This is a genomic window from Helcococcus bovis, assembly GCF_046035835.1.
Lineage (GTDB): Bacteria > Bacillota > Clostridia > Tissierellales > Peptoniphilaceae > Helcococcus > Helcococcus bovis.
Genome location: NZ_JBFNGB010000016.1, coordinates 15,473 through 30,171 on the forward strand (window position 1 = coordinate 15,473; position 14,699 = coordinate 30,171).

Here is a 14,699-nt window from a genome sequence, read left to right on the forward strand (position 1 = left end):
GAGGAAATAAATGAACAAATCAGATTTAGTAGCAAAAATTGCTGCAAAAAGTGGATTAACAAAAGTTGATTCAACAAAAGCATTAGACGCATTTTTAGAAACTGTAACAGAATCATTAAAGAAACAAGAAAAAGTACAATTAGTTGGTTTTGGTACATTTGAAGTTAGAGAAAGAAAAGAAAGAGAAGGAAGAAATCCAAGAAATCCTGAAGAAAAAATTCACATTCCTGCTTCAAAAGCTCCAGTATTCAAAGCTGGTAAAACATTAAAAGAAGTTGTAAATAAATAATTTATTTATACATTAATTGACATTGGTTTATCCAATGTCTTTTTTATTTTTAAAATTAAGGGTATAATATCTATGAAATTATAAGCATTTTGATTTAGGAGAAAACATGAAAAAAGTAGCTAGATTTTTAATAAAAAAAAATAAATCTGTTATTTTAATATTTTTAATTTTAACTATTATAACAGGAATAATGGCATTGGGAGTTAGGATAAATTTTTCATTATCAAAATATTTACCTGAAGACTCTGATTCAGTGATATCTATTAGTAAAATGGCTGATGAGTATGTCGAACCTATACCAAATTTGAGAATAATGTTAAAAAATGTTAGTGTTCAAGATGCTATAGCTTATAAAAATAAATTGTCAACTTTACCTGAAGTAAAATTAATTTTATGGTTAGATAAATTTGAAAATACATCGAAACCAATTGAATTAATGGATAAAAATCTATTGGATACATATTATAAAAATAATAACGCACTATTTCAAGTAGCGGTAAAGACAAATAATTCAAAAGAGTCATTAGATAATATAAAAAGAATCTTAAAAGATGATACAGCATATGATGGAGAATTAGTATCTGAGGCAGCAGCACAAAATTCTACAAAAGATGAAATTTCAAAAATTACTATTTTTGTATTGCCTGCTTCATTATTAATACTTTTACTTGCTGTTAAATCATGGTTTGAACCTATAATTATAATGATTGCAATAGGGGTAGCTATTGTTATAAATATGGGAACAAATATATTCTTAAAAGAAGTTTCTTTTATTACTCAAGCAGTAAGTGGTATATTACAGTTTGCTGTTTCACTTGATTATGGAGTATTTTTATTACATGAATTTAAGCATCAGAAGACTCTAGTTGAAGATACTGATTTAGCATTAGAAAATGCTGTAGTTAAATCTTCATCTGCTGTCATTTCATCTGCACTTACAACTATTTTTGGATTTATAGTATTAGTATTTATGAGATTTGGAATAGGATTAGATTTAGGATTAGTTTTAGCAAAGGGAGTAATTTTTAGTTTGTTCTCTGTAATATTTTTGCTTCCTGCAATTATAAAATTATCTATGAAATTAATAGATAAAACAGAACACAGAGATTTATTACCAAATTTCAATCGTTTATCAAAATTTGTATTAAAATTTAGATGGTTAATTATATTTGTTATTTTAATAGTTCCAATTGCATTTATAGGTCAAATAAAAAATGATTTTACATATGGAATGGGTGAATTTAGAGAAGATTCTATTGAAGGAAAAGATAAAAAAAATATAGAAAAGTATTTTGGAAAAGATATACCTATAGTTTTGCTTGTTCCAAAGAATAAAATAGCAAAAGAATTTAAAATGATAGAAGAATTAAAAAATATTGATATGGTTAAAACTGTTCAATCATATACAGAACAAGTAGGTAACGCTATACCTATAAAAATTCCACCACAGGAACAAATAAAATCTTTAATTAGTAAAAATTATTCAAGGATAATATTAAATACAACAAGCGAGAGTGAAGGTAAAACTGCATTTAATCTTATAGATAATATTAAAAATATAGTAACTAAATATTATTCTGATTTTGAAATCTTAGGAAAAAGTGTTGTTTTACAAGATATGAGTAAAATAATAAAAAAAGATAATTCTTTAGTAAATATCTTAGCTATAATTTCGGTGGCTCTGGTAATTTTGATAAATTTTAAATCATTGATATTACCACTTTTACTTGTATTTACTATAGAGGCATCAATATGGATCAATCTATCTCTTCCATATTTTACTAATACAAAATTAAGTTTTATAGGTTATCTTGTAATTTCTTCAATACAATTAGGAGCAACAGTTGATTATGCTATTTTGTATACAAATAATTATCTTGAAAATAGAAAAAAAATGGATAAAAAAGATGCATTAATTAAAGCTTCTGAAAAGGTCTATGGTTCAATAATTCCACCTGCTATGATCCTTATAACATCGGGGTACGTGTTATCTTGGATATCATCAATAGCTCTAGTAAGTGAATTAGGTAAAGTTTTAGGAAGAGGAGGAATATTTTCTCTTACATTAGTAATATTTTTATTACCTGTATTGTTATATTTCTTTGATTCTATAGTTGAGAAAACCACATATAAACCCAATTTTAAGAGAAAGGAGTATTAAATGAATTTTAAAAAGTTTACATTAGTTATTTTATCATTAATAATGATTATAATATATCCATTAAATGTGTTTGCGGCTGAGAATACGACAAAAGATGAAATTGTATATATTTCTGTATCTCCAACTGGTAATAAAAAAGGAGTTTATGTTGTTAATGGTTATAGTTTAGATAAAGATGAGAAAATACTTGATTATGGTAAATATAAGAGTATAAAAAATTTAATGTCTTTGGAATCTATTAATCAAAATGAAGATGAAATATCAATAAATGCAAAAAAAGGTAAGTTTTTCTATCAAGGTGATGAACCGGATAAAGAAATTCCTTGGAATATAAATTTAGATTACTATTTAGACGGAAAAAAATTATCTGAAAAAGATATACTTGGTAAAAAAGGATTAATTACAATTAAAGGAAGTGTATTAAAAAATCCTAAAGCTGATAAAATATATTCTGATTACTATATAGGACAACTTCAATTAAGTATAGATTCTAAAAATGCAGTTGTAAAAAAAGTAGATGATGCAACAATTGCATTTAACGGAAGTATACAATTATTGACGTATGCAGTTTTACCAGAAAAAGAACTAAATTTCGAAATAGAAATTGAAAGTGAAAATTTTAAGATGAATGCATTCACATTTTCAGCAGTTCCGTTTAATATGAATTTTGATATTCCTGATATTGATGAATTTACCAATGAATTAAAATTATTAGAAAATGCAATTGGTCAAGTTGGAAATGGTTCAAAAGATTTATTTAATGGGGCAAATCAATTAAATTCAAATGCTGATTTATTATATAATTCTCTTTATGATATTTATAAAGGTATTGATGATACAAAAGATGGACAATACCAGTTAAAAGATGGTGTATCAAAGTTTAATAATGGTTTACAAAAATATTCAAAAGGTATTGATGAATTAGTTATAAAAATTGGAGAATTGGGTTCAGGTATGGACCAATTAAAAAATGGTTTGTCTGAAATGTCAACAGGTACTAATCAATTAAATGATGGATTAAAAGAGTACTCTGATGGTATTATAAAATATACAGATGGTGTATCTAAACTTGATGATGGATATAAGGAATATATATCAGGAATTGAAAAAATGGGAAATGAATCTAAAAAATTAATAGATGGTGGTTCAAAACTTGTAGATGGATCTTCACAAATTTTAGATGGTTTATCATTTTTTGATAAATTACAGTTTTTAGATAATTTAACAGAATCAGATATGAAAAACTTAAAAAATATTATAAATGATATACTTAAGTTTTGGGTAGATGTACAATTTAAAATAGAAAATTTATCTTCAGATGATTTGAAAAAATCATTAAATGATATAAAAATAAAAATTTCAAATATAATTTCTGAGTTAGAAAAAAGTAATATTTCTACAAATGCTGATGATTTAATTAAAAAATTAAATATAAAATATACAGAAAATGAAGATGTAAAAAAACTTTTAGATGAATCAGTAAGGTTAGCAAATATTATAGAAAATACAAGAAAGAAATTTAACATAATTAATGATATTCTAAATAGTATATTAATATCTGATGATCAAATAGATAATTTAATAAAAATTATTCAAGATTATAATCTTGAATTAAATAGAAAATTATTACCTTTAAGAAAAGCGTTGATTGAATTTGATGAAAACAAAGCATTGGAAAATATAAAAAAATTAACTAGTTTTAAGGTAGAATATCAAAAGTTCCACAATGGATTAGTAGAATATACTAAAGGGACAAAATCATTAGTAGAAGGTATAAATAATGATTTAATTCCTGGAAGTAAAAAAATAGGGAATGGAATTAGTGAATTAAATTTAAATGGAAAAAGTCTAGTTGAGGGTATTATTGGAATAAAAGGAGGAGTCTCTAAATTAAATGATGCTATAAATATTATTTTAGAAAGGTTAAATTTCGGAGAAGATATTTCCAAGGTAAATCAATTGAAAACAGGTATGGATTTACTTGTAGAAAATCATAATAAAATACTTAATGGAGAAACTGAACTTTCAAGCGGTCTATATAGACTTTCATCTGGAGTGTTAAGTTATTACAATGGATTTGGTCAATATAAAAATGGTTTTAATAAATTTATAGATGGTTTTGGACAATTTGAATATGGAACATCAAAATTAAAAAATAGCACAAATGGTATGACAGAAAAAGCTAAAAAACAAATTGATGAAAAATTAAAAGCTTTTAGAAAAGAAGGGTTTAAGTTAAAAAGTTTTGTAAGCGAAAAGAATACAAATTTAAGACTTGTTCAATTTGTTTATGTATCAGATTCTATTGAAAAAGCCTTAAAAAAAGATGAAAATATTGTTGAAAAATCTCCATCCTTTTTTGAAAAACTTTGGGATATTATAACATTTTGGGATTAAAAAAAGCTGTGTTGAGCTTGATTTCAGCACAGCTTTTTATATTATTTTTTAATTATTTCATCAATAAAAGATGAAGGTTTTGTATCATTTACATAAAGTTTTTTAGGATAAACCAATGTTAAATTTTTCTTTGCTCTGGTCATTCCAACATAAAATAGTCGTCTTTCTTCTTCTAAAATTCCAAGTTCTTCATTAACAGATGAAGAATATGATGAAGGAAATTCTTTATCTATTAAATCTATCATAAATACATTATCAAACTCTAAACCTTTTGATCCATGTATAGTTGAAAATATCAAATTTGAAGAATTATTACTATGTAGTTTTTGTTTATTTATTAAAAATTGAACTTTTTGTTCAAATTCTGAAACAGTTTTTACATCTTTTGAGATATTTATTAAAGTATCAATAATTCTATCGAAAGCAATTATTGATCCGGAAGTTCTTCTAGATAGCTCTTTTACATATTCGTAATAATCCATACTCCTTAGGATGTATAAAATAGCATCATAAAAATTTAAAGATGATAATTTGTCCATGTAGTAAGATAGTAAATATACTTTTTCTAAAAAGAAAGAATTCATGCCGTCTACATCCTTTAATCGTTCAATAACATCATAATTTTCGTCCATAAATTCAAGTTGCTTTACAAATTCTTTTTTTATAAATAAATTTAACTTGTAATATATTTTCTTAAATAAATTTAGATCATATTGATCTTTAGAAAAATTTATAATATCAATAATATCATAAATTATTTGATTAGAATAAAATGCATATTTACTGTCTTTTATATAAAAATCTAAGTCTTCAGGTATAGAGTTAATAAATGAAATTGCTGATAAATTATTTCTATATAAAATAGCTACAGTTTCATTTAATTTTAATTTTTCTATTGCGTTTTGCAATACAAATTCTATTTGTTGTTTGGTATTTTTTGTAGCGGTAATATCTACAATCTCACCCTCATCCTTAGTTGATTTTATTATTTTTAAATATCTTTGTTTATTATTTTTTATTAATAGATTAGAGAATTTTACAATATTATCACTTGATCGATAATTATTTTCCATATAAAATATTTTAGCATTTGGATAAACTTTAGGAAAATCAAGTAATTGTTTTGAATCTGCACCTCTAAATCCATATATAGATTGATCATCGTCAGCAACAATAAATAAATTATTATTTTTTTGTGAAATTAAACTAATAATTTTTAATTGTACATAGGATGTATCTTGACCTTCATCTATTTGTATATATTCAAATTTATTTTGTAGAAATTTTAGAGCATATTTATTTGTTTGAAGTATTTTTAATGCTTCTATAAGAATGTCATCAAAATCTAGCAAATTTTTTGTTTTCTTAAAATTTTCATATATAGAATATACTTTTTCAAATCCATTAAATGCACTAGAATACATTTTTTTATAATCATTATAATCCATTAATGTATTTTTTAGGAAACTAGAAACCCTGAAAAAACTTTCAAGTTGCTCATCATTCATATATTTTTTTCTAATATGTAGATAGATTTGTTGAACTATTGAATATTTATTATAGTCTTTAGAATTTTCAATTATTTGAAAATTTGATAATGATTTAGAAAATTTTCTCAAAACTCCATAAGTAAATGAATGTATTGTAGAAAAATGAATATTTTGATTTCCGTATATTTTTCTGTATCTTTCTTCCATATCTTTAGCTTGAGACTTAGAAAATGTCATAGCTAAAATATTTTCAGGATTTATTCCATTATTTATTAAATTGTTTATTCTTGCTAATAAGACGGTAGTTTTACCAGAACCAGGTACCGCCAATACTAAGGCAGGTCCTTCTTTATGATTAATAACATTTAATTGACTTTCTGAAAATTTCATAATAACTCCTTAAAATAATATTAATATAAAACACAAAAAAAATAAAATATTAATTTTTTGTAACAATAATGACAGTTTAAATTTTTATTTATATTATATAATACTTATAAATTTATTTTTTAAGGAAGAAAAATGAAAAATATTATAAAACAAATTTTATTATTCGCTTTTATATTTGGTTTTTTAATAACGCCAAATTATAGCTATGCTCAAGAAGGGAATGATAGAGATATAAATCTCTATAGGAAAAATATAGAATGGAAAAAGGGATCTCCCATTTTTTGGACAATTAGCGATTGGGCTGTTGTATGCTTAAATGCTGATGCTCCAGCTCCTGTCAATGTTGGAGAAAATAAAAATATAAAATTTACCGATCTAAGTAAAATTTATGATCAAACTTTATTAAAAATATTATATTATGGTTATGGGGGACCAAATGAATGGATTGAGTTATCAAAAACATTAAATTCAGAAATGACAACAGCAAATGATGGAACTAAAATATTACAATTTGAAACTTTTGATGGAAATACTAAAACATCGATAAGTGGAGAAGATGCAGCGTATCATAGAACACACTTATATATTTCAAATTATTATAGTCCAAAATTTACACCAGAATTTAGTGATAGGATTTATTTAGCTAAAGAGTATAAAGACTTTCTTAATTTTTTAGAAGGACAACCTAATCCACCATCAAATTTTGAAGCATATATACTACCATCATCAAATGGGAAAGAACAAAATATGGCGTTCTGGAGAATTATAAAAAAACACAATTTTTCAATTACAAAATCAGTTAAAAATTTAAAATTAGAATTATCAAATTATTTATTATCAAATGCAGAATATGCAATCTATAAATCTGAATCAGACGCAAAATTAAATAAAAATCAATTAAATATATTAAAAACAAATCAATATGGAAAAACTGATAGCTTAGAACTAGATTCAGGGATATATTATGTTAAGGAAATTAAATCTCCAAAAGGATTTAAATTAGATGAAAAAATATATACAGTAAATTTAGAAAATGAGTCCTCAAATTTAGAAGTTTTGGAAGAATATCAAAAAGCTAAATTCTCAATTACAAAACTTGATAGTGAAACAAATAAAGGCTTAAAAGGTGTAGTATTTAGCTTAATGAAAGATAATCAAGAAATAAAAAAATTAACTACATTAGACGGTGGAAAAGTAGAATCTGGTGATTTAGATTTTGGAACATATACATTGAGAGAAATTAATGTACCAAAAGGATACACTCAATTACCTGGAGATATTACTATTGTAATAGATGGTGATGAAAGTGGAAATGAATATAGTACAAATATTAAAGTTAGCGGTGAAAAACAAACATTAAAAGGTACAGATATTGAAATTTCTAACCATTCTCAAAAAGGTAAATTAATCTTAGAAAAAAAAGCTAAAGTATTAAATGGAATTTCTAAAGATGAACAAACAGGAATTACTAAATTAGAATTTACAGACACATTCTTAGAAGGTACAACATGGAATTTAATTGCAAATGAAGATATTATGTCTTATGATACAGTAACAAAACTTCACAATAAAGGTGATGTAGTTTCAACAATTAAGACTAATGATAAAGAAGCTGTTAAAGTAAAAGATATAGCATTAGGTAAATACATCTTAAAAGAAGTATCAGTACCAAAACAATATGTATTAGATACAAGAGAATATGAAATTGAATTTACACCACAACAACAAGAAGTGAAAGTACATTCAATAACACAAAGAAAATACAATGAAAGAAAATCAATTAATTTTGAATTTACAAAGAAATTTGAAGATACAAAATTATTCACACTAAATCCTAAGGCAGAATTTGGATTATTTGTTTTAGAAGATTACACAGAAAATGGTGTAACTGTAGCTAAAGATACTATGGTATCAAAGACAAGTGTTTTAGCAAAAGAAACAAATGATAAAGAATTTGTAGTAAAAGGAACATTTGAAAACATACCAATAGATGCAAAATATTATATTAAAGAATTAAATGTAGATAAAAATTATATAATTGATGAAAATAAATATGAATTAGAAGAATTTGATTTTGCAAATACTAAAACAAAAGAAAATACTGTAACAAATAAAGCTATTATAGAAAACAAATTACAAAAGATTTCATTAAAGGTATCTAAAACAGAAATGGGTTCAGATAAATCTATTACTGTAGAAGGAGCTAAATATAGATTAGTTGCTGTAGATAAAGTTAAGGGAGAAAATGTAGTTGGTGAGTATATAACAGATAAAAATGGTAAGATTGAAATTGTAGACTTACCAAATGCTGGAAAATATTACTTAGAAGAAGTTGAATCTCCAAAAGGTTATTTCAAAAATGAAGAAAAAGTAAATGTTGATCCAATAAATACAAAACATGGAGAAACATTAGAAGTAGAAGTTGAAGATGAAAAAATTCCAAGCATTGAAACAACTGCTGTAGATAATGAAACTGATAAAAAAGAATCATTACCATTAGAAGAAGTTATCATTAAAGATAAAGTAATGTATTACGATTTAATTATTGGAAAGACATACATTGTAGATGGTACATTAATGTATAAATTAACAAATAAACCAGTTTTAGTAAATGGTAAGGAAGTAAAAGCAAGTAAAGAATTTATTCCAACAAGTAGAAATGGATTTGTAGAATTATTATTTACAGTACCAGGAAATGTTGTAAGAGGTAAAGAAACAGTTGTATTTGAAGATTTATACAAAGATGGGAAGTTATTAACATTCCATAGAGATATACATGATAAAGCTCAAACAACAAGAACAACAAACCCAAGAATTAAAACAACATTAATGGAAGTAAAAACTGGAGCTAAAGAATTTTTACCATTAGATAAATTAATACATTTAGTAGATCGTATTGAATACTTTGATTTAGTACCAGGAATTAAAATGAGATTTGATTTAGTTTTAATGAATAGTGTAACAAAAGAAGTATTAAAAGATGCTAACGGTAAAGAATTAACAGCAAGTTTAGAATTTACCCCTGAAACAAAAGATGGAGTAGCAGAAGTATTTATCACAGTTAATGCAAAAGATCTAAGAGGTATCTCACTTGTAGCATTTGAAACATTAAGTGATATTTCAGTAGAAGGAAAAGTAAGAAAAGTAGCAGAACATAAAGACTTTAATGATAAAGGTCAAACTGTTGATATTTTAAATAAACCAGAAAATCCTGAAACAGGAGATAGTGGAGTAGCAATATTTGGAGCTATGACAATTATTTCTACATTAGGATTGATATTTACATTTATAACAATCAAAAATAAAAAGGCTCTCGATTAAGAGAAAGCCAATCTAATTAATTTTATTATCTAAATTTTATTTTGAAAATTATCTTTTACGATAACATCGTGAGCTCCACCTTCAACTATAGAAGTAGAAGAAACAAGAGTAATCTTTGCGTTTTCTTGTAATTCTTTAATACTCAAAGCACCACAATTACACATAGTTGCTTTAATTTTATTAATTGTTAAATTTACATTATCATGTAAAGACCCTGCATAAGGAACATATGAATCAACACCTTCTTCAAATTTTAGATTTGAAGCTCCACCTAGATCATATCTTTGCCAGTTTCTAGCTCTATTTGAACCTTCACCCCAATATTCTTTAACAAAATTACCATTTATATTTACTTTATTTGTAGGAGATTCATCAAATCTTGCAAAATATCTACCTAACATTATAAAATCAGCACCCATTGCAAGAGCAAGAGTCATATGATAGTCATGTACAATTCCACCATCTGAACAAACAGGAACATAAACACCAGTTTTTTCAAAATATTCATCTCTAGCTTTAGCAACTTCAATTACTGCAGAAGCTTGACCACGTCCGATACCTTTTTGTTCTCTTGTAATACAAATTGATCCACCACCGATACCTATTTTGATAAAATCAGCACCTGCATCTGCAAGGAAATCAAAACCTTCTTTATCAACAACATTACCAGCACCAACTTTAACACTATCTCCATAATTTTGTCTAATCCATTCAATAGTGTCTTTTTGCCACTCGCTAAATCCTTCAGATGAATCGATGCATAAAACATCACATCCAGCTTCAACTAGGGCAGGTACCCTTTCCTTATAATCTCTAGTGTTGATACCTGCTCCTACTACGAAGCTTTTATTATCATCTAGAAGTTCATTAGGATTTGATTTGTGCATATCATAATCTTTTCTAAATACAAAGAATTGTAGATTTTGATTGTCATCAACTATTGGTAAAACATTTAATTTATGTTCCCAAAGTATATCATTAGCTTGACTTAGTGTTAAACCAACATTAGCATAGATTAGATTTTCAAATTTAGTCATAAATTCTTTAACTTTAATATCAGTAGTCATTCTTGAAATTCTATAATCTCTACTTGTTACAAGTCCTAAAAGTTTACCTTTACTTGTACCGTCTTCAGTTATTGCTATTGTTGAATGACCATTTCTTTCTTTCAATGCAAGTACATCTGCCAAAGTTGCATCTGGAGATAAATTGCTATCACTTATTACAAATCCTGATTTATATGATTTAACTTTTCTAACCATATTTGCTTGAGATTCAATGGATTGTGATCCGAAAATAAAAGAAATTCCACCTTCTCTAGCTAAGCTAACAGCCATTTTGTCATCTGAAACTGCTTGCATTATTGCTGATACAAGTGGAATATTCGCACTAATCTTAGGTGTTTCACCCTTTTTAAATTTTGTAATAGGTGTTTTTAAACTTACATTTGATACCATATGTTGTTTTGATGAATAACCAGGTACCAATAAGTATTCACTAAATGTTCTTGATGGTTCGCTAAAATAAAATGCCATAAAATATCCTTTCTTATTACTAAATATTTTCAAAATTAAAATTTAAAATATCTAAATTTGTGATTAATTTTACCATTTATGTTTAGTAAAGTCAAAGGGATACAATTTAATTAATAACTTTTTAGTTAAAAAATTGTAATCCTTTACATTAACAGTTATATTTATTTTGAGGAGGAGATATGGATTTTAATAGTCGTAAAATTTTAGTAAAAAAAAGTAGATTAAACAAAAATAAAATTGTTAAAAATATTTTATACATTTTATTTATAATTTTTATATTATTAATAGCAAAAAATTATATTTTTAAATCAAAAATGAAATCAGAAATTATTTACGTTTTTGATAAAACAAACAATAATGTTATATTTGAAAAAAATAAAAACAAAAAAATATCTCCAGCAAGTCTATCAAAATTATTTTTGATAGACTATGTCATAGAAAATTATAATTTAGATACTGTAATTTATCCTTCGGATGGCATATTAGAATACGTACCTAAAAATTCATCTTTAGCTAATATTGAATATAAAGAATATACATTAAGAAATTTAGTTGCAGGGTTATTAGTTCCATCAGGAAATGATGCTGCGTATGTTTTGGCTGATTTTTGTGGAAAAAATTTAGATAAAAGTTTAATAGATATAAAAACTACATTAGACTTATTTCAAGAAAAATTCAATATATTTTTGAGGAATAGGGGATATAAAAATACTAAAATATATAATCCATCTGGATTTGATTATGAATCATATACCACATCTGAAGATCTAAATAAAGTTGTAAAAAATATTATTCAATATAAATTTATAAGAGATGTGATATCTACTTATGAATATCAATCTGTTTTATCTGATAATACAAAGCATATTTGGATAAATACGAATAAGTTTTTAGACCCTAATTTTAAGTATTTTAATGAAAATGTTAAAGGAATTAAGACAGGTTCCTTAGATGGTATAAATAATTTGATTTTATTGTATTACAAAGGAAACACAGAATATATTATTCACGTATTAGGCTCAAAAACTGATGAACAAAGATATGAAGATGCAAATGAAATTATAAAAAGAATTATTGAAAAATAAAATAGTCATGTTCTAATTCAAATTTTGAAATGACCCCAAAAAGTTGGACTTAAAATCCAACTTTTTGGGGTCACCTTATTTTGAGAACATGACTATTTTTTATTTTTTTATTTAATTTTATTCAACTGAGTAATTATCAAAGTAACCTTTAATGTAAATTACAGGAGTACCTTTATCTCCAGAACCTGACATTAGGTCACATAATGAGCCAACAAGGTCTGTAAGTTGACGAGGTGTTGTACCTAATTTTGCATTTTGTGTAACATCGTCACCATCTTTTGTTTTGATTTTTTCTTTCATAGCTTTAATTGCTTCTTCACCGGATAAATCCGCTAAATCATTATCTGCAAGATATTTGATTTTAACTTCATTTGGTCTGCCGATTAAACCATCTGTAAATCCAGGTGAAACAATAGGATCAGCTAATTCCCATATTCCACCAATAGGATCTTTAAATGCACCATCACCATATACTAAAACTTCAATTTTTCTATCAGTTCTTCTCATAATTTCTGCTTGTACATCGTCAACGAATTTTTTTGCATCTCTAGGGAATAACTTTAACGAATCATCACTAGCTGCGTTTGAACCATATAGTCCATATTGTTCGTTATATCCAGAATTGTTAATTGGGCTTGACATAATATCAGCAAGTGTATATACAGAGTTAATACCATGTTCTTTGAAATATTCTTTCATGTATGCACGATCATGGATATTTGCTACTAGTATTGATTTTGAGTTTTTTGCAATGTCTTCTAGATTATTTGAGTATAAGATTTCTACTTGACCTTTTTGAAATACTGATTTATATATTTCAACATAGTCAAGTCCTGTGAATGGGTGAAGGTATTTTTTACCTAAGATATTTAGATAGTCCTCTTCAGTTAGAGTATCTTTGTAGATATTTACATTTTTTTTCATTATTTCATATTTGTCCATAAGTAGATTTCCTACTTCATCACTTGGATATGAAAGATAAATTTTAACTTTTTTATTTGTATTTGCGATAGCTTTTAGAATGTTTAAAAATCTGTTTCTACTTAAAATTGGGTGCACTAAGCTTATTTCATCTTCGTACTTGTTATTCAAGTCTTCAGTTATATCAGATAATTTTACATAGTTTCCTTGTGTTCTTGCCAATAAAGATTCAGTAATACCAATGATGTCAGTATTTGAAACTTCGATTTTTTGCTGTTCGATAACTTCTGTAAAACAATCACTCACAATTTTTACTAAATCATCTCCTTGTTTTACAATTGGTAACCTTATTCCTAATGAACTTGTACCTATTAATCTACTCATTTATGCTCCTTATTTGTTTAATACTAATTTGTGTAATTCTAATGGCAAGATATATTCACCATTTTTGTAAACTCTCATATTTCCACCGGAAATTTCGTCTATAAGAATAATGTTTTGATTTTCATCAACACCAAATTCTAATTTAATGTCATATAAGTCTAAACCTTTTTCTTTTAGAATTTCAAATATTTCATCGGAAACTAATTTAGTTTGTTCTACGATTACATCATATTGTTCAAAAGTTATAATATTTAATAAATTTAGAGTTTCTTTTGTAATAATTGGATCTTGAGCTTTATCGTCTTTTATTGTAATTTCAACGAGTCCTCCTAAATCTTGAGCTTCTTCAACGTATTTTCCATATCTTTTGAAGAATGATCCAACTGCTTTGTATCTACATATAAATTCTAAACCATGTCCAAATACTTTAGCTTTTCTAACTTCCATAGTATTTTCTTCAATGTTTGAATCTACATAATGAGTTACAATTCCTTTTTCTTTTAATTTTTCAAAGAAAAATTTTGTTAGTTCCAGTCCTGCTTTTCCTGACCCTTCGATCGAAAGTCCAACTTGGTTTTCACCTGGATCGAATACGCCATCTTTACCTGTTACATCATCCTTAAACTTTAATAGAATGTTGCCATTCTCTAGTTCAAAGAGTGTCTTAGTCTTACCTTGATAAATTAATTTCATAATTTTCTCCTTTTTGACAAAACTTTTACAAGA

At 25.6% G+C, this 14,699-nt stretch carries 9 protein-coding genes; 5 read left to right on the forward strand and 4 right to left on the reverse strand.

Going from position 1 to position 14,699, the window contains the following annotated elements:
• Window positions 1-10 precede the first annotated feature (10 nt).
• The 3 genes from ABGF48_RS06115 to ABGF48_RS06125 all read left to right on the forward strand — a co-directional run bounded on the left by ABGF48_RS06115 (window position 11) and on the right by ABGF48_RS06125 (window position 4,847).
• Window positions 11-289 carry an HU family DNA-binding protein gene (locus tag ABGF48_RS06115; protein ID WP_408105456.1) on the forward strand — a complete coding sequence of 93 codons (279 nt, stop codon included), beginning with the start codon at window positions 11-13 and terminating at the stop codon, window positions 287-289.
• Between the two features lie 106 nt (window positions 290-395).
• Entirely contained in the window at window positions 396-2,450 is a 2,055-nt protein-coding gene (locus ABGF48_RS06120) for an efflux RND transporter permease subunit (RefSeq protein WP_408105457.1), read from the forward strand.
• Window positions 2,451-4,847, forward strand: a complete 2,397-nt coding sequence (locus ABGF48_RS06125; RefSeq protein WP_408105458.1) for a hypothetical protein — start codon at window positions 2,451-2,453, stop codon at window positions 4,845-4,847.
• A 41-nt stretch (window positions 4,848-4,888) separates the two neighbouring features.
• Here ABGF48_RS06125 and ABGF48_RS06130 read toward each other — a convergent pair whose 3' ends face one another.
• Entirely contained in the window at window positions 4,889-6,727 is a 1,839-nt protein-coding gene (locus ABGF48_RS06130) for an ATP-dependent helicase (RefSeq protein ID WP_408105459.1), read from the reverse strand.
• A 132-nt stretch (window positions 6,728-6,859) separates the two neighbouring features.
• On the opposite strand from ABGF48_RS06130, the gene ABGF48_RS06135 reads away from it, so the two are divergent.
• A complete protein-coding gene (locus ABGF48_RS06135; protein ID WP_408105460.1) occupies window positions 6,860-10,048 on the forward strand; it encodes a SpaA isopeptide-forming pilin-related protein in 3,189 nt (1,062 codons plus the stop codon).
• Between the two features lie 29 nt (window positions 10,049-10,077).
• Here the strand turns inward: ABGF48_RS06135 and ABGF48_RS06140 are convergent, their stop codons facing one another.
• Complete coding sequence (locus tag ABGF48_RS06140) at window positions 10,078-11,583, reverse strand: IMP dehydrogenase (protein ID WP_408105461.1); 1,506 nt, start codon at window positions 11,581-11,583, stop codon at window positions 10,078-10,080.
• A 179-nt stretch (window positions 11,584-11,762) separates the two neighbouring features.
• Here ABGF48_RS06140 and ABGF48_RS06145 point away from each other — a divergent pair, with 179 nt between their 5' ends.
• Complete coding sequence (locus tag ABGF48_RS06145; protein ID WP_408105462.1) at window positions 11,763-12,668, forward strand: D-alanyl-D-alanine carboxypeptidase family protein; 906 nt, start codon at window positions 11,763-11,765, stop codon at window positions 12,666-12,668.
• A gap of 117 nt (window positions 12,669-12,785) precedes the next feature.
• Here the strand turns inward: ABGF48_RS06145 and ABGF48_RS06150 are convergent, their stop codons facing one another.
• Window positions 12,786-13,973, reverse strand: coding sequence for a coenzyme F420-0:L-glutamate ligase (locus ABGF48_RS06150; RefSeq protein WP_408105463.1), 1,188 nt, complete (start codon window positions 13,971-13,973; stop codon window positions 12,786-12,788).
• Between the two features lie 9 nt (window positions 13,974-13,982).
• Window positions 13,983-14,666 (reverse strand): phosphoribosylaminoimidazolesuccinocarboxamide synthase, encoded by a 684-nt coding sequence (locus ABGF48_RS06155; protein WP_408105464.1) that lies wholly within the window; start codon window positions 14,664-14,666, stop codon window positions 13,983-13,985.
• Window positions 14,667-14,699: the final 33 nt, after the last annotated feature.